Genomic DNA, 16,131 nt, shown 5'->3' with positions numbered 1-16,131 from the left:
CACCTCAGTACAGGCATTCGACGGCCATGGCCGTGGCCTCGCCGCCGCCAATGCAGATGGCCGCCACGCCGCGGCGCAGGTTGTTCTGGCGAAGGGCCGAGAGCAGGGTCACCAGGATGCGTGCGCCCGAAGCGCCGATCGGGTGGCCAAGGGCGCAGGCGCCGCCGTGGATGTTGACCTTGTCGTGGGGCAGGTCAAGGTGTTTCATGGCCGCCAGGGTGACCACGGCAAAGGCCTCGTTGATCTCGAACAGGTCGACGTCGGCCAGGCTCCAGCCGGTGCGTTTCATCAGCTTGTCGATGGCGCCGATCGGCGCGGTCGGGAACAGCGCCGGGGTGTCGGCGAAGGCCGCGTGACCGTGGATGACTGCCAGTGCATCAAGGCCCCGCTTGTCGGCTTCGGAGCGACGCATCAGTACCAGCGCCGCAGCGCCGTCGGAAATCGAGCTGGAGTTGGCTGCGGTCACCGTGCCACCTTCACGGAAGGCGGGCTTGAGCTGCGGAATCTTGTCCAGGCGCGCCTTGGGCGGCTGCTCGTCATCTTTGATAACGCGCTTTTCCTTGCCCTCGGTGACTTCCACCGGCACGATCTCGGCGGCAAAACGGCCGCTGCTGATCGCGTCCTGGGCACGGGTAAGCGAGGTGATAGCGAACTGGTCCTGCGCTTCGCGGCTGAAAGCATTGGCCTGGGCGCAGTCTTCGGCAAAGGTGCCCATCAGGCGGCCTTTGTCATAGGCGTCTTCCAGGCCGTCCATGAACATGTGGTCGATGATCTTGCCGTGGCCCATGCGGTAGCCGCCACGGGCCTTGTCCAGCAAGTACGGGGCGTTGGTCATGCTTTCCATGCCCCCCGCCACCACCACGTCTGCGGTGCCGGCCAGCAGCAGGTCATGGGCCATGATCGCGGCCTGCATGCCCGAGCCACACATCTTGTTCAGGGTGGTGCAGGTGGTGTGCTTGTCCAGCCCAGCCCCCAGTGCCGCCTGGCGTGCCGGCGCCTGGCCCAGGCCAGCCGGCAGCACGCAGCCGAACAGCACTTGCTCGACACTGGCAGCATCGATGCCGGCACGTTCCACCGCACCACGAATGGCCGCACTGCCCAGTTGTGGCGCGGTCAGGCTTTTCAGGTCGCCCTGCAGGCCGCCCATGGGCGTGCGCACGGCGCTGACGATAACAATCGGATCATTGGCGAGGGTCATGTTCGCTCTCCTTACTTGGCAGCCATGCGCAGTGCACCGTCGAGGCGGATCACCTCGCCGTTGAGCATGCTGTTCTCGATGATGTGACGGGCCAGCGCAGCGTATTCCTGCGGGCGCCCCAGGCGTGGCGGGAACGGCACGCCGGCAGCCAGCGAAGCACGCACTTCCTCGGTCATGCCAGCCATCATCGGCGTTTCGAAGATGCCCGGGGCGATGGTCATCACGCGGATGCCGAAGCGTGCCAGTTCGCGCGCGGCCGGCAAGGTAAGGCTGGCAATCGCGCCCTTGGAGGCAGCGTAGGCAGCCTGGCCGATCTGGCCGTCATAGGCAGCGATGGAGGCGGTGTTGATGATCACGCCACGCTCGCCGGCCTCATCGGCAGCCCCTTCAGCCATGGCTGCAGCGGCCAGGCGCAGCAAATTGAAGCTGCCGACCAGGTTGACGTTGATAACCTTGGCGAAGCTGGCCAGGCCATGCGGACCTTGCTTGCCCAGCACTTTCTCGGCACCCACGATGCCGGCGCAATTGACCAGCCCTTGCAAGCTGCCAAAGGCGCTGACGGCTGCATCAACGGCCGCCTGGGCGGCCAGCTCGTCGCTGATGTCAGCCACGGCGAAGCGGGCGTTGTCACCCAGCTCACGGGCCTTGGCCTCGACGGCCTGGGCATTGAGGTCGACCAGCATTACCTTGGCGCCGGCCTCGACCAGCATCTGCGCAGTGGCAGCACCCAACCCGGAGGCGGCGCCGCTGACGATGAAGTGTTTATTGGCTATGTGCATGATCGGTTTCCTTTCAGACGCTGGCAGGGGTGGCCTGTTGCGCTTGTTGTTTGGCGACTTCCTGGTTGCGCAGGATGAAGCGTTGCAGCTTGCCGCTCGGGGTCTTGGGCAGCTCGCTGACGAATTCGATTTCCCTGGGGTAGGCATGCGCGTAGAGGCGCTGGCGCACGTGCTGGCGCAAGGTTTCTTCCAGCTCGACGCTGCCCACATGGCCGTTGGCCAAAACCACGAAGGCCTTGATCAGCTCAGTACGCTCGGGGTCCGGCTTGCCAACCACCGCTGCCTCGATCACCGCCGGGTGCTCGATCAATGCACTTTCCACATCGAACGGGCCGACTCGGTAACCGGAGGTAGTGATAACGTCGTCGCTGCGGCCAACGAAACTGATGCTGCCGTCCTGGTTCAGCTCCACCGTGTCGCCGCTTAGGTAATACTTACCGACGAAGGCCTTGGTCGCCTGGCCGTGGTAGCCGGCGAACCAGCACAAGGGCGACTGCTCGCGGTCAACCGCGAGGATGCCTGGCTGGCCAGCTGGCAGTTCGTTACCTTGGGCATCCAGCACCACGATGCGATGGCCGGGGATGGCGAAGCCTGCCGAGCCCAGGTGCACCGGATGCAACAGGCCATGATGATTGCACAGCACCATGCCCAACTCGGTCTGGCCGTAGTGGTCGTGAATGGTCACGTCCAGTTCCTCGGCGAACCAGCGGATCACCTCCGGGTTGAGCGGTTCTCCGGCACTGCTGACCACGCGCAGGCGACCTTTGATCGGTGCCGAAAACGCTTTGCCCGCGGCAATCAACAAGCGATACGCCGTGGGCGAGCCAGCCAGGTTCGTGATACCCAGCTTGTCGATTACCTGGGCACAGCTTTCAACGCTGAACGGGCCATCGTAGAAGGTGGTGGCATGGCCCAGCGACAATGGGCCGGTGACGGCGTAATACAGGCCGTAGGCCCAGCCCGGGTCGGCCAGGTTCCAAAAGTTGTCCTCGGGGCGCAGGTCGATGGCATCACGCATGTAACCCTGGAACGCGACAATGGCACGCAATGGCACTTCCAGGGGTTTCGCCGGGCCGGTGGTGCCGGAGGTGAACATCAGCAGAAACGGGTCGTTGCCCGAGCGCATGACCGGTTCACATACCGGTGAGGCAGCATCCAGGCATTGCTGAAAATCCAGCTCGCCACTGCGGGCCTTGACCGTGATGATCGATGGGCAGGCCTGCACCTCGTCCAGCTTGGCACGGTTGTGGCTGTCGGTGACGATAACGCGGGCGTGGGACTGTTCAAGGCGGTGTTCGATGGCCTTGGGGCCGAACGCGGTGAACAGCGGCTGGTAGACCGCACCGAGACGCCAGGTGGCGAGAATGGTGACCAGCAACTCGGGAGTACGCGGCATCAGGCCCGCCACCCGGTCCCCTGCACCCACGCCCTGCGCCTTGAGCACATTGGCAAAGCGGGCCGCCTGTGCCTTGAGCTGATCGAAACTGTAGCGTGCGCTGTTGCCATCGCGGTCTTCGTGGATCAGCGCCAGCTTGCCGTCACCGGCATGGCGGTCACAGCATTCGACACAGGCATTGAGGGCTTCGAGGTGGCCATGCAGCGCCGCGCTAGCGGCCTGGGCAGGGTCGAACGCTCGAGCGGCCTCGGCGTAATCACGCATCGTCGGACTCCTGGTTTATTGTTTTTGGAGTTGAACCATAAGTCCGATGATGTTCGCGCCGCTCAACCGCGGCGGCAATGGCCAAAGTTGTCAATCTGGATGACCGGTTTGGCCGCTGTCGGCCTCAGGCCTGGCCGCGCTCCTTGCTATATAACAGTTGGTGAGTCAGGCGCACCAACAGGGCTCGCTCGTCCTGGTCGCGTTCGATGACCAGGTCGTCAAGGCGCTGGGTGACTTCAGCGGGAGTAAGTTCAGCACGTTGCTGCTCTAAAAGCTGTACGCGGTCCCAATAGACACGCTCCAGGTTGGTGAAGTACTCGCTGCTCCGTTCGCGCAGGTAACGCTGCCAGAACTCCCGCTGTGCAAGACTACGCGAGACGTTGAGCAATGTTTCAGCATCCTTGACTTGACGCAACGCCTGCGCAATCGCTGCATCGCTAACCCCCGCCGTTTCGCTGGCATCCATGGTCTGCGGCTGGAAGGGCAACTGCAGTACCTCGTGCAGCTTGACTCGGAAATACAGGTTGATCGTGTCGATGGTATCGTCGTCAACAAACTGCCCCTGGGCTGCGCGTCGGGCTGTTTCGGCAGTGGCACGTCGTTCGACTTGCTCCAGGCGGAACAACCCCCGCCCAAGATTGAGCAATTGATTACCGCGATCAGGTGAGGTGTTGTTTTCAGCCTGGGCAATCGCTGCCTGCTTTAGCAAATCGCTGAAGCGGCGAACGACGCGGTTGATCGAGCCGAACGGGGGGCGCAACTCGGCGAACACTTCCAAACGCAAAGCCGTATTGCTGCACAAGGCATCCAACAGCGTCCACAGGTTGCCCCGCAAGTTCTCGCTGGCGTTGACATAGTCGGTAGTGCGTTCCAACTGCTCAACCAGCGCAAACAAACCGACGCTGTCAGGCATGCCTGCCAATTCATCCCACTGCCGCCCTCGCGCCTCCAAAGTGCTGGCCTCGCTACCACCCACCCAAAGCGAACGTGCCCGTTGCAGCCCTTTCAACGACGGCGAAGGCATTACACCCTCTTCCAGAATGACATCGAAGGCATACAGGCGCTGCACGTCATACGTGCTCAGGGGGTTGCCCATCACCACGAATATGTGTCGAAAGTACTGCGGCATCCTCAGGACAACTTCCGGTATTACCTTCAGGTGATTACCACTCAGGTTCACTTTTTCAAGCGAGCTGCAGTGTTCGAGGCCACTCGGCCAGACGCCCAGCCGGCAATGCTGCAAATCCAGCTCACGCAAATGAGACAGCTGGTTGTAGGGCACAGGATATTGCCCCAATGGGTTGTAACTCAGGTCTACCGCTTCCAGCCGTGGGAGGCGGTTGATTGCGCTGATGGAGCTAATGTTCAAATGAATGTTGTTACGCGCCAGGCGTAAGGTGCGCAGTTCGATAAGGTAGGCGATACCTATCGGTACTGCAGATAGCTGGTTACCGACGAGGTTCACCTCGGTCAGGGCCGTAAGGCCGTGGAGGAAGTCCACCGGTACAACGGTGACCGCGGTGTCGTTGATGACTAATGAAACGAGGCGTGGGAAGTCCACCGACAACGGCAATGACGGGAGTGTCGTGATGCTTGGCCCCTCCAGCCTGAGGCGCTGCCCAATGGTGTTTCCTTCGCTGTCGTAAACCTGTTCGCCCTGGTAACGCCAAGCCCTGCGAATGCTGTCAGCGACAACCTTTCGGCACGTTTGGCGGGCCTCGTTCAATTCGCTGCCATACCATTGGTTGAGTGCCCGATCCAATCGGTTGTAGCTATCCTCCAGATCAAGCAGGTGCTGGAATGCCTGATCACCGAAGCCTTGCAGCCGTACAGCCTCTTGCTCGAGCTCGACGTCACCGAGCCCTCGGTACAGTACCCCCAGGCGGGCGCGCAACAGCTGCAGCAGGCCGGTACCGGCTTCGCCGCGGCCGCTCAGCAGATAGCCGACCCTGCCATTGGTCAAACGCTGGCCCGGGTTGAACCACGGGGCTTGCTCACGCCATCCGAGCAGGTGCAGGCGGGCGGTGCGCGTGTCGGGCACCAAGGCCTGGAGCTTGGCACGCAATAGCGCGGCAGGCTGCTCAGCGGGCAACCCCATTCGGCCAAGCTGTTCGGGCGTCAACAGAGCGGCAAGGGCCTGAAAGATCGTGCCTGGTTCGGCGACTTCCGCGGAATGTTCGTAGCCCTGCCCATCGAACAAGCGAAAACGCCCGTGGACATGGACCATTGACACGGTTTCACCTTCGGTCGACATGGCCGACAACCGGGTCAGCAAACGACCGTAGGGCGAGCCGTCGCGTAACTCCACTCCGAGCTGCGAAGGCCAGTTGGGCAGCCTCGACAGCAGGTTGATCACCAGTTCCCCGGCCTCGTCTGTGTAAGCACTGCTTAGAAACACGCCCTGCACTGCCCGGTCCAGCCGCGCCACCTGCGACAAGAAGCGCGCCTTGGTCGCCATCTTCACAGACAGCCTGCCGAGCCTGGAAAGCTTGGCCTGGGCGTTATCGGCTTCGGCCACGACCTCTGCGACATAGGCGTCAGGCAAGTGGGGGAAGTCACGCTTGACCAACCTGGCTACGGGGTCATCCGGCAGCCTGACCCGGGTCAGATGCTGCAGCAGAGGCCCCTCCAGCTGGGGTTGCTGCTGCAGTAAAGCGGCTTTGAGGGCGGCCGGATCCAAGCCCGTCATTCCAGGCCGGGCCAGGCACCACGCCTGGATCTCGGCATCCCCCCCCACCACCGATGCATCGCCAAGCGATGTGAAGAACGCCTCGATACGGGTGTTGGCATCGAAACGCCGCAAGGTCTCGCGCAGGGTAACCGGCAGCGGGCGGTTCTCAATTATCAGGCCGCGGAGTATGTCCTTGTTCATGCCCGCCATGTGTACGATCTGCTGTGCATGTTCGGTGCTCAGCAGTGCCTGGAACGGCCACAACGTATCGAGCATGCGGGCGCTGTCATCCCAAGTCTGCGGGCGCGCCGACCGTACATGCCAACTGCGCTCTCCATTGAATTCCACGACCGGTCCAAAGGTTTCATCACCGCGTGGATGACGCAGCCGCCACGGCCCCTCCGCCTGCGGGCGATGAACCTCATGGTAGCGATCACCACTGCGCATCCAGCGGCGTGTACCGCTGCCATACAAGCCATCATCTGCCAGGGTGCGTTCATCGGGCGTCGACTCGTAGACCGTGAAGTCGCTGGACCATAACCTTTGCTGGCCATTGTCCAGCCTCACCGGCTCAAGGCCATCGACAAAGCGGCTGCGTATGAAATGGCCGGTGGCGCCGATCACCGCACCCGTCACCGCAACCTGGGCCAAGGTCTCAGCCACACCAAGCAGGTGCTCCAGCGCTTCATGCTGGTGGCCGTACGCCCAGTCCGTCACACCCTCGTAGACCTCGGAAACGGTTTGTACCAGCATTCGCCCCAGCAACAACTCACCCACCACAGGGACAAACATGCCGGCCAGATTGGCCACGTCCCAGCCCAGCGACTTCCAGCTTGCCTGGCGCTGTTTGGCCGCCCGCGCATCAGCTTGTGCCAGCGGCACCAATAGCAAGCTGGCGTCGCTTTTTATCCGTTTTACTTGCTGCTCGACCAGCCGTACGAACACGTCACCCTGGCCAGTCGTGCCATCCATCTGCAGGTCAGGCTCTGGGTCTTTGAGACGTGTCTGAAGCAGCTGGACGAAGTCCTGACGGTCCTCAAGCGCAATCAACTGGATAAAGTAACTCTGGTATTCAGGTGCATTCAGCCGCTTGACCATGGCCTGATGCATCTGACCCAGCGTGAGGAAGTGATGCAGGGCCTGCGACGGGTCGCTGGGAAGATAGAGGACCCAGCCACTTGCCTCGCCAGCGGCGTCACGCAACGGGATCACCAGGGCATCTGCCACAGGCTTGCCGAGCATGGTCAACAACCCTGGGTAACCTTGCAGGTGCAGGCCCTCACTTTGCTTGGCATCCGCCACCTCGGCCAGCGCCTCACACACCTGCTCGTTCAGTTCACCCTGGATCACTGCCAGCTCAGCAGCCAGCCGGAGCCCCGCCCGCTTCTCCGCGACAAGCAGCTTGCACGTTTGAGCGTTGAAGGTTTGATCAATCAGGGTTTGATACAACCTGCCAGTGTCCAGGTCCCTGCACGCTTTGACAAAGGCATCGTCGACGCGATAGAGCACCTTGCGCCCGCCGTTGACGACAAACTCACCGCGTAGCGGCGTGGCGCCGCTGGGAAAGTTCTGCATGAGACGCAGCAGCGCGGATTGGCGCACCTCGATCGTCCCCAGGGAAAAACCGAGAAAGCCGTCGCTAACCACCCCGCCCTCAGGTTCAAGCCATTCAAGCTCGTTCAGTTTGCTGCCCGCGGGCAGCCGGCCCTTGAGCAACGTGCCAAGCTTGTCCAGGGCGAAGGTTTGCAGCGGGACAAGCCCCCGAGTGGCTGCGCGTACGTTGTCCTGCCCGGCCTTGTGTTCCTTGAACAGGTTGCGCAGGCGTTTGATTTGTTGCGGGGTCGCTGCACGTAACCATTCGGGCAGCAGCTTGCCGATGAAGGCATCGGTTGCGCTGGCGCGCGTTGGGGTCTGGGCAGTAGGGGTTTCGGGGGGGTTGGCCATGATTGGGGGCGATCTTTGTTGACATGGGGAACACCCACTCTGTCAGCTGATACGCGCCGTCATCAGGGGGAACCTCAGCCACCGGCCCCAGGGTCTGCATGAACCGCCTCGAGAGGAAGGGCTGGCGAGGCGTTTTTCAGCGCAGCTTCATCCCGTATCAAGGCTTTTCCTGTGCGGACGCTTGTCGCCCCAGTACCAGGCTTCGGTAATGCCCCGGATTGCAACCGAACCACTTGCGAAAAGCCTTGTAGAACGAACTGCTGTCGGCAAAGCCCAACCGCTCGGCGATCTCGCCAAGGCCCACGGCGGGGTCGGACAACCAGGCAATGGCCTGCTCGCGGCGTACGCTGTCCTTGAGCCCTTGGTAGGTTTGCCCCTCCTCCACCAGGCGCCGGCGCAAGGTTGAAAGAGAGATGCACAACCCGCCAGCCACGGCTTCGGCATCCGGCAAGCCGGCCGGGTCCATGCGCCGCAACTGATCACGGATGCGCCGCGCCAGGCTGGCGGGGTCACGGTATTTCACCAGGATATTATCCGGCGCACCGGCGAGAAACCGCTGCAACTCCTCTTCGCTGCGCTTTAGCGGCAGTTCCAGGCAATCAGCCGCGATGATCATGCGCGTACGCGGGCGCTCAAAGCAGAGGTTTTCCGAAAACATCACCCGATAGTCGTCACAGAACGGCGGCTCGGCACAGCGCAGGTCAATGGCCAGGATAGGGATGCGCCGCCCGGCCAGCCAGCAGGCCACCCCATGCACGATCATCCAGAACGTGAAATAGGTGAATGCGCGGCGCGGTTCGTCACGCGGTTCGTTGATGACAATCTCAGCCAGGCCTTCCTGGCGCACCAGGCTGGGTTGCATGTCTTCGAGCATCAGCGACAGGAACGCCAGCGCGGTTTCCAGGCCGGCGCCCAAGGTCGGCTGACCCATGCTGGCACGGCACATGAACGCCAGGCTGCCGCTGCGCAGGCCGCGCGGATCCATCGCGAAGAACTCGTCGTTGCAGCGCCGTGCCAGCAAGCGCCACAGTCGAGCATAGGCCTCGGCACTGACCCGCGCCTCTGGCAGGTGCAATTGTTCAACGGCAATGCCTGCCCGGGCCAGCAAGCCGCTATCGGGCTCACCGGCGGGGCAGGTCTGCAACAGCGCTTCGCGCACCAGTTGCATCGAAATGGTATCTTTGTCGCTCATCGACGGTCCTGTCGGCTGGTTGCCGGCCATCTTAGGCTGCCACGCTGAAAACAGCCATCACAGCCCCGCCGCCAGCCCCAGGAATGCCTGGATAAGGCGCAATTCTCGACGACGCTCCAGACAACCAATCAAGTGTTGGTTGATCAGGCCCTCGCCAGATAATGGTCGTGCGACCACCCGTGGGTCATGGGCCACTTCAGTGGATGAAACAACGCCAATACCCAACTCCGAGGCCACCGCCTCGGTCACCGCCTCACGGCTGTCCAGCTCCAGTAATACACGCGGTTGCACACCCGCTTTGATACAGGCCTTGTCGAAGGTACGCCGGGTGGTGGAGCTGGGTTCGCGCAGCACCATGATCTGCTGGTGCAACTCGGCCAACGGCAAGTCTTCCCCATCGTTCGCCCAGGCATGCCCCGCCGGCAACAAGGCACACAGGCGAGACTCACAAAGACTTTGCAAATGCAGCCCCTTGCGCGGCTCGATCTCGGTCAGCACAGCCACGTCGGCATGCTCGCTAAGCAACGCAGCCAGGGTTTCCTGGGCATTGCCCAGGCGCAGGTTGACGGTGATGCCCGGGTAGCGCTCGCGCAACAGCGCCAGCATCGGCATCACCCGGTGCGGGCCATCGGCTGCCACCTCCAGGCGCCCGGTCAGCAACTGGCGATTGGCTTCAAGCATGGCCTGCGCTTCTTCGGCCAGGCCAAACATGGCGCGGGTGATGGCCGCCAGGCGGATGCCTTCTTCGGTCAACTCCACACGCCGTGCGGTGCGCCGCAGCAAGGTGATCTGGTAGTGCTCCTCCAGTGCCTTGACGTGCCCGGTCACCGCCGGCTGGCTGATGAACAGGCGCTCGGCAGCACGCGTAAAACTGCCCTCTCGGGCCACCGCGTCGAAGGCACGTAGCTGGAACAGGTTCATATTTATCGGCCTGACTTATAGCTGGGATAACAACAAACAATTTGATTGATGACAGCCCGAATTGCAACCTAGGCCCCGTAGTTTCACTCCACCGCTTGTGAGGAAAAACGGAATGAGCAACGCCCCTATCTTGCTGACCCCCGGTCCCCTGACCACATCAATCCGCACCCGCCAAGCCATGCTGGTGGACTGGGGCTCCTGGGACCGTGACTTCAACCAGCTGACTGCCAGCGTCTGCGAGCAACTGCTGGCGATCATCGACGGCAGCGCCAGCCACCACTGCGTGCCCCTGCAAGGCAGCGGCACCTTTGCCGTGGAAGCGGCCATCGGCACCCTGGTGCCACGCGACGGCAAGGTCCTGGTGCTGATCAATGGCGCTTATGGCCAGCGCCTGGCAAAGATCTGCAAAGTGCTGGGCCGCACCTACAGCACCTTCGAAACCGCCGAAGACCAGCCCACCACTGCCGCTGATGTCGACAGGCTGCTGGCTGCCGACCCGGCCGTGACCCACGTGGCACTGATCCACTGCGAAACCAGCACCGGCATCCTCAACCCGCTGCCCGAAATCGCCCAGGTGATCAAACGCCACGGCAAGCGCCTGATCATCGATGCCATGAGCTCGTTCGGCGCGCTGCCGATCGATGCCCGCGAAATTCCCTTCGAAGCGCTGATCGCCGCCTCCGGCAAGTGCCTGGAAGGCGTACCCGGCATGGGCTTCGTCTTCGCCGAAAAAACCGCCCTGGCTGCCGCCGAGGGCAATGCCCACTCGCTGGCCATGGACCTGTACGACCAGCACACCTACATGGCCAAGACCGGCCAGTGGCGCTTCACCCCGCCCACCCATGTGGTCGCGGCCCTGCACGAAGCACTGCAGCAATACAACGAAGAAGGCGGCCTGCCTGCACGCCACCAACGCTATGCCGACAACTGCAAGACCCTGCTCGACGGCATGGCCGCCATCGGCCTGCGCAGCTTCCTGCCAGCCGATATCCAGGCGCCGATCATCGTCACCTTCCACGCACCAGACGACCCTCGCTACCAGTTCAAGGACTTTTACGAGCGGGTCAAGGCCAAGGGCTTCATCCTCTACCCGGGCAAGCTGACCCAGGTCGAAACCTTCCGCGTCGGCTGCATTGGCGTGGTCGGTGCCGATGGCATGCAGGCCGCCGTGAATGCCGTGGCCGAAGTGCTGCGGGAAATGGAAGTGCTGGACATCTGACCCTTTGCCCACCCGAATTCAGGAATTAGCGCACATGAACTACAGCAACCCCACCCAGCTGCAAGCCGCCATCCTCGACTGGGCCGGCACCGTGGTCGACTTCGGCTCTTTCGCCCCCACCCAGATCTTTGTCGAGGCCTTTGCCGAGTTCGACGTGCAAGTGTCCATCGAGGAAGCCCGTGGCCCGATGGGCATGGGCAAATGGGACCACATCCGCACCCTGTGCGACGTGCCGGAAATTGCCGAACGCTACCGCAAGGTGTTCGGCCGCACGCCGACCGACGACGACGTCACCGCCATCTACAACCGCTTCATGCCGCTGCAGATAGAGAAGATCGCCGTGCACTCGGCACTGATCCCCGGTGCGCTGGACACCCTTACCCGGCTGCGCCAGGACGGCCTGAAAATCGGCTCGTGCTCGGGGTATCCGAAGGTAGTGATGGACAAGGTGGTGGAACTGGCGGCGCAGAACGGCTACGTGGCCGACCACGTGGTGGCCACCGACGAAACCCCTAACGGCCGACCATGGCCAGCCCAGGCCCTGGCCAACGTGATTGCACTGGGTATTGACGATGTGGCGGCCTGCGTGAAGGTCGACGACACCGTGCCTGGCATTCTCGAAGGCCGCCGTGCCGGCATGTGGACCGTGGCACTGGTGTGCTCGGGCAACGCGCTGGGGCTGACCTGGGAAGGCTTCCGGGCGCTGAGCGCCGAGCAGCTGGAAAGCGAGCGTCAGCGCATCCATGCGCTGTTCGCCGGCTCGCGCCCGCACTACCTGATCGACACCATCAACGAACTGCCCGAAGTGATTGCCGACATCAACCGACGCCTGGCCAAAGGCGAGATGCCACAAGCCTTCTGAAGCCATGCACCTTCTCTGTGGGAGCGGCCTTGTGTCGCGATCGGGCTGCGCAGCAGCCCCAGCGATCCAGACCTTTTTTGGCTGAATCCGAGGGGCCGCTCCCACAAAAGGCTGCTAAGCCGGCCGAATCGAGAAGGTAACCTGGGTCGCTTTTCAGCCTGGATCTGTACATTGAGTTGCCGCTGCAAGTTCCCAAAAATGGGCCATCCCTGTCCTGAGATGCCCAGCCCCCAATGAGCACACACACCCGCACCAGCCGCCTTACCGTCCCGCAACTGGTAGCCATGAAAGGCCGGCAAAAGATCGTTTCGCTCACCGCCTACTCAAGCTCCATTGCCCGGGTGATCGACCCGCTGGTCGACTTCATCCTGGTCGGCGATTCCACGGCCATGGTCGGCTACGGCCGCCCGTCCACCCTGGGCATGCGCCTGGACGAGACCATCGCCCACACCCGCGCCGTGGTCGACAGCACCCGTCTGGCCTGCGTGGTCGCCGACATGCCGTTTGGCAGCTACCAGGAATCCCACGAACAAGCCTTTCGCAACTGCGCCCAGGTATTGGCCCGCACCGGCTGCGATGCGCTCAAGCTGGAGGCCAACCAGGCGTTGGCGAGCACCGTCGAATTCCTGGTCGCACGGGGTATTCCGATCATGGCGCACATCGGCTTGATGCCGCAGTTCGTCAATGCCATGGGCGGCTACAAGGCTCAGGGGCTGACCCCTGACAGCGCTGCAGCCCTGCGCGCCGATGCGCAGGCGAACCTGCACGCGGGTGCTTTCAGCCTGCTGCTCGAAGGCGTGGCGGAGCCCGTGGCCCACGCCATCACCCAGGCCAGCGATAAACCGACCATTGGCATTGGCGCCTCACCCGCGTGCGATGGCCAGGTGCTGGTCACCGAAGACCTGCTGGGGCTGGGGGGTGACCACGTGCCACGCTTCGTCAAGCAGTATGCCGACGTCGGCCAGGTGATCCGCGAGGCCTGCACGCGCTATGCAGACGAAGTGCGCGACGGGGCGTTCCCTGGCTTGCACCACTGCTACGGGGTTTGAGCTTCGGCCTGAATCGCCTCGACAAGGCATTGCAGCGCGGAGGCAATATTCTTGCTCCAGTCCACTGTGCAGCACAGCCGCAGGTGGCTGCGCCATAGGCCACACTGGCTGAAGAGCTCCCCGGGGGCGATGACGATGCGCTGCGCCAGCAACCGCTCGAAGACCCGGCCCATATCCACTGGCCGGGTCGCCTGCAACCACAGGCTGGCCCCGCCTTGGGGCTCGGTGATGCGCAGGCAGCCCTGGCCGTAGACGTCCAGTAGCGCCTTCATCTGCTGCAGGCGTTGGCGCAGCATGGGCCGCAAGCGCTTGACATGCAGCTCGACCCGGCGCGAGGTGAACAGCTTGGCGATGGCCTTTTGGCGAATCGGTGACAAGCGAAAAGCACGTTCGAGAAACAGCTGCTGCAACCGCTCGTTATGCTGCCGGCAAAGCAGGTAGCCAAAGGGCGCCTCTGCGCCGATCAGCTTGTCCAAGGTCGAAAACACCAGCAGCCGGTCAGGGTCGGCGAAGTCCCGGTAGCGCGGCGCTGACGCGTGGAAACACAACTCGCCGTAGCCATCGTTCTCGAACAACCACACAGCGTGCTCAGCCAGCCAGTGACAAATCTGCTGCTTGTCCGCTGCGGGCATCAAGCCACCTTGCGGCACGTTGGCCGCTGACGACAGCACTGCCAGGCGCACAGGCTGATCGCACATCAGTCGGTGGAACTGCTGCAGATCGAAACGCCCGTCATCACCCAATGGCACTTCGATGATGGTCATGCGTGCACCCTGCAACTGCCTTAGCACCGCCCAGTTGCAGGGCGACTCCACCAGCGCCACCTGGCCCTCCAGGTCGAGGGCGCGTAACGACAATTCGAGGATGCTGCGCAGGTCCGCGCCGATAAACACCTGATCGGCGCTCCAGTAATGCTGCGCCGAGCGGGTGTAGCGGTCGGCCAGCACGCTGCGCAACTCAGGCTCACCGAACGGCTGGAACAACGGTGCCAACGAGTGCGGGTATTGGCGCGCCAGTTCGCGCTCGATCATCATCAGCGGCTGTTGCAGCGACAGCAACATGGCCGGCGCATCACTGCCCAGGGCCAGCATACCCGGCTGACGGGCACTGGCGAACACCGTGTCGAGCAGGCTCGGTGAGTGATGGCCACGCATGGCGGGCGCGCGGGTTCGGCTGAAGTAGCCCTGCTTGGGGCGCGCATACACCCGCCCTTCGTCTTCCAGCAGCGCATAGGCGTACTTGGTACTGGATACCGAAACACTCAGGCGCTGGGCCAACTCGCGCAGCGACGGCAAGCGCTGCTCCACATCGCAGGGCGCTGCCTCGATCCTGTCGAGCAAGTAGCGGTAGACCGCCTGGTAGGTGTAGCTGGGCTTGTCGATCTGGCTGTTGTCCATGGCGGCGACTGTGACGGCATTGAACCCAACCCTGGCGCGTTGGTAAACCCCTACTGTGGCAATTGCACCTGCGGCTTGGTCGCGGCAAAGATCGCCCAGCTGGACACGAACAGCGCCGCGATCAATGGCCCGATCACGAAGCCGTTGAGCCCGAATACTGCCAGCCCACCCAGCGTCGACACCAGAATCAGGTAGTCCGGCATGCGCGTATCCTTGCCCACCAGAATCGGCCGCAGCACGTTATCCACCAGGCCAATCACCAGCACCCCGAACGCGGTCAGGATAATCCCCGGCAGTATTGCCCCGGTCAGCAGGAAATACGCGGCCACCGGCGCCCAGACGATGCCCGCACCCACCGCCGGCAGCAGCGACAGGAACGCCATCAGCACCGCCCACACCAGTGCGCTGGGAATATCCAGCACCCAGAAAATGAACCCGCCCAGCGCCCCTTGGGTAATGGCCACCAATACGTTGCCTTTTACCGTGGCCCGCACCACACGGTTGAACTTCAGCTGCAAACGGCGTTTCTGGTGCTCGGGCAGCGGCACGGCCTGCCTCACCCGGCGGGCCACTTCCGGGCCATCGCGCAGAAAGAAGAACAGCAGGTACATCATGATGCCAAAGCTGACCACGAACTCGAACGTGCCTTGGCCAAAGCTGAATGCCTGGCTGGCCAATACCTGGCTACCTTGGGTTGCCCACTTGGTGATCTTGTCACGCAACCCGTCGAGGTTGCCCATGCCCATGTTGTCCAGGCCATGCTGGGCGAATGCCGGGAGCAGGTCCTTGCCGTGCTCGACGTAACCGGCAATGTCCAGTTGCCCGCTTTCGATGCGCTGGTACAGCGTGGCGCCCTCCTGGACCAACAGCGCGCTGGTGATGATCACCGGCAGGATCGCCACCAGCAGGCACACCAGCGTGGTCGTGGCCGCAGCCAGGTTGCGTCGCCGCCCGAAGCGGATCAGCAGGTGGCGCTGCAGCGGGGCGAACAGGATGCCGAGGATCACCGCCCAGAAGATTGCGCCATAGTACGGCAACAGGATCCAGAAGAAGGCAATGGTCACCAGCGCCAGGAGTACTGCCAGGGCTTTGTTCTGTAGCGTGGTTTCGTTCATTGCAGTTCCTCTCATGGCTTGTGAGAGATTAGTGCATGGCACTCGGGCAAAAGTGCCGCGCTCACTTGACGCAAATCAATACGCGCCTTGTCCATCGCCCCTAGCATCCCGGCCTTTTTGCCCC

The 16,131-nt window shown here is 62.8% G+C and carries 11 protein-coding genes; 3 read left to right on the top strand and 8 right to left on the bottom strand.

All coding sequences use genetic code 11. The features are described from left to right. Positions 1-4: 4 nt before the first annotated feature. The 6 genes from SB765_RS22515 to SB765_RS22490 all read right to left on the bottom strand — a co-directional run bounded on the left by SB765_RS22515 (position 5) and on the right by SB765_RS22490 (position 10,365). Positions 5-1,198 (bottom strand): acetyl-CoA C-acyltransferase, encoded by a 1,194-nt coding sequence (locus SB765_RS22515; RefSeq protein WP_341798109.1) that lies wholly within the window; start codon positions 1,196-1,198, stop codon positions 5-7. A gap of 11 nt (positions 1,199-1,209) precedes the next feature. Then, the gene (locus SB765_RS22510; protein ID WP_341798108.1) at positions 1,210-1,977 is read right to left on the bottom strand and encodes an SDR family NAD(P)-dependent oxidoreductase; all 768 of its coding nucleotides are present in this window, start codon (positions 1,975-1,977) and stop codon (positions 1,210-1,212) included. 13 nt (positions 1,978-1,990) lie between these two features. Continuing rightward, a complete protein-coding gene (locus SB765_RS22505; protein ID WP_341798107.1) occupies positions 1,991-3,637 on the bottom strand; it encodes an AMP-binding protein in 1,647 nt (548 codons plus the stop codon). Between the two features lie 124 nt (positions 3,638-3,761). Then, entirely contained in the window at positions 3,762-8,252 is a 4,491-nt protein-coding gene (locus SB765_RS22500; protein ID WP_410931974.1) for an NEL-type E3 ubiquitin ligase domain-containing protein, read from the bottom strand. A 157-nt stretch (positions 8,253-8,409) separates the two neighbouring features. Continuing rightward, complete coding sequence (locus tag SB765_RS22495; protein WP_410931973.1) at positions 8,410-9,444, bottom strand: AraC family transcriptional regulator; 1,035 nt, start codon at positions 9,442-9,444, stop codon at positions 8,410-8,412. 57 nt (positions 9,445-9,501) lie between these two features. Further along, the gene (locus SB765_RS22490; RefSeq protein WP_410912081.1) at positions 9,502-10,365 is read right to left on the bottom strand and encodes a LysR substrate-binding domain-containing protein; all 864 of its coding nucleotides are present in this window, start codon (positions 10,363-10,365) and stop codon (positions 9,502-9,504) included. A gap of 112 nt (positions 10,366-10,477) precedes the next feature. Here SB765_RS22490 and SB765_RS22485 point away from each other — a divergent pair, with 112 nt between their 5' ends. The 3 genes from SB765_RS22485 to panB all read left to right on the top strand — a co-directional run bounded on the left by SB765_RS22485 (position 10,478) and on the right by panB (position 13,495). Continuing rightward, positions 10,478-11,584, top strand: coding sequence for a 2-aminoethylphosphonate--pyruvate transaminase (locus tag SB765_RS22485; RefSeq protein ID WP_410912083.1), 1,107 nt, complete (start codon positions 10,478-10,480; stop codon positions 11,582-11,584). 34 nt (positions 11,585-11,618) lie between these two features. Continuing rightward, positions 11,619-12,446 (top strand): phosphonoacetaldehyde hydrolase, encoded by an 828-nt coding sequence (phnX, locus tag SB765_RS22480; RefSeq protein ID WP_410931972.1) that lies wholly within the window; start codon positions 11,619-11,621, stop codon positions 12,444-12,446. A gap of 233 nt (positions 12,447-12,679) precedes the next feature. Continuing rightward, a complete protein-coding gene (gene panB / locus SB765_RS22475) occupies positions 12,680-13,495 on the top strand; it encodes a 3-methyl-2-oxobutanoate hydroxymethyltransferase (RefSeq protein ID WP_341798101.1) in 816 nt (271 codons plus the stop codon). On the opposite strand, the gene SB765_RS22470 is transcribed toward panB, so the two are convergent. Beyond that, complete coding sequence (locus tag SB765_RS22470) at positions 13,483-14,892, bottom strand: PLP-dependent aminotransferase family protein (RefSeq protein ID WP_410931971.1); 1,410 nt, start codon at positions 14,890-14,892, stop codon at positions 13,483-13,485. The genes panB and SB765_RS22470 overlap by 13 nt on opposite strands. A gap of 50 nt (positions 14,893-14,942) precedes the next feature. Further along, entirely contained in the window at positions 14,943-16,007 is a 1,065-nt protein-coding gene (locus SB765_RS22465) for an AI-2E family transporter (RefSeq protein ID WP_410931970.1), read from the bottom strand. Positions 16,008-16,131 lie beyond the last annotated feature (124 nt).

This window comes from Pseudomonas sp. SIMBA_067 (assembly GCF_046534675.1).
Classification (GTDB): domain Bacteria; phylum Pseudomonadota; class Gammaproteobacteria; order Pseudomonadales; family Pseudomonadaceae; genus Aquipseudomonas; species Aquipseudomonas putida.
The sequence above is the reverse complement of the archived record's forward strand: the minus strand, read 5'-3'. Positions and strand labels throughout refer to the sequence as shown.

Bases quoted from the DNA above. Each gene is read 5' to 3' on its own strand.
- SB765_RS22515 (WP_341798109.1), bottom strand. From the start codon at position 1,198: ATGACCCTCGCCAATGATCCGATTGTTATCGTCAGCGCCGTGCGCACG.
- SB765_RS22510 (WP_341798108.1), bottom strand. From the start codon at position 1,977: ATGCACATAGCCAATAAACACTTCATCGTCAGCGGCGCCGCCTCCGGG.
- SB765_RS22505 (WP_341798107.1), bottom strand. From the start codon at position 3,637: ATGCGTGATTACGCCGAGGCCGCTCGAGCGTTCGACCCTGCCCAGGCC.
- SB765_RS22500 (WP_410931974.1), bottom strand. From the start codon at position 8,252: ATGGCCAACCCCCCCGAAACCCCTACTGCCCAGACCCCAACGCGCGCC.
- SB765_RS22495 (WP_410931973.1), bottom strand. From the start codon at position 9,444: ATGAGCGACAAAGATACCATTTCGATGCAACTGGTGCGCGAAGCGCTG.
- SB765_RS22490 (WP_410912081.1), bottom strand. From the start codon at position 10,365: ATGAACCTGTTCCAGCTACGTGCCTTCGACGCGGTGGCCCGAGAGGGC.
- SB765_RS22485 (WP_410912083.1), top strand. From the start codon at position 10,478: ATGAGCAACGCCCCTATCTTGCTGACCCCCGGTCCCCTGACCACATCA.
- phnX (WP_410931972.1), top strand. From the start codon at position 11,619: ATGAACTACAGCAACCCCACCCAGCTGCAAGCCGCCATCCTCGACTGG.
- panB (WP_341798101.1), top strand. From the start codon at position 12,680: ATGAGCACACACACCCGCACCAGCCGCCTTACCGTCCCGCAACTGGTA.
- SB765_RS22470 (WP_410931971.1), bottom strand. From the start codon at position 14,892: ATGGACAACAGCCAGATCGACAAGCCCAGCTACACCTACCAGGCGGTC.
- SB765_RS22465 (WP_410931970.1), bottom strand. From the start codon at position 16,007: ATGAACGAAACCACGCTACAGAACAAAGCCCTGGCAGTACTCCTGGCG.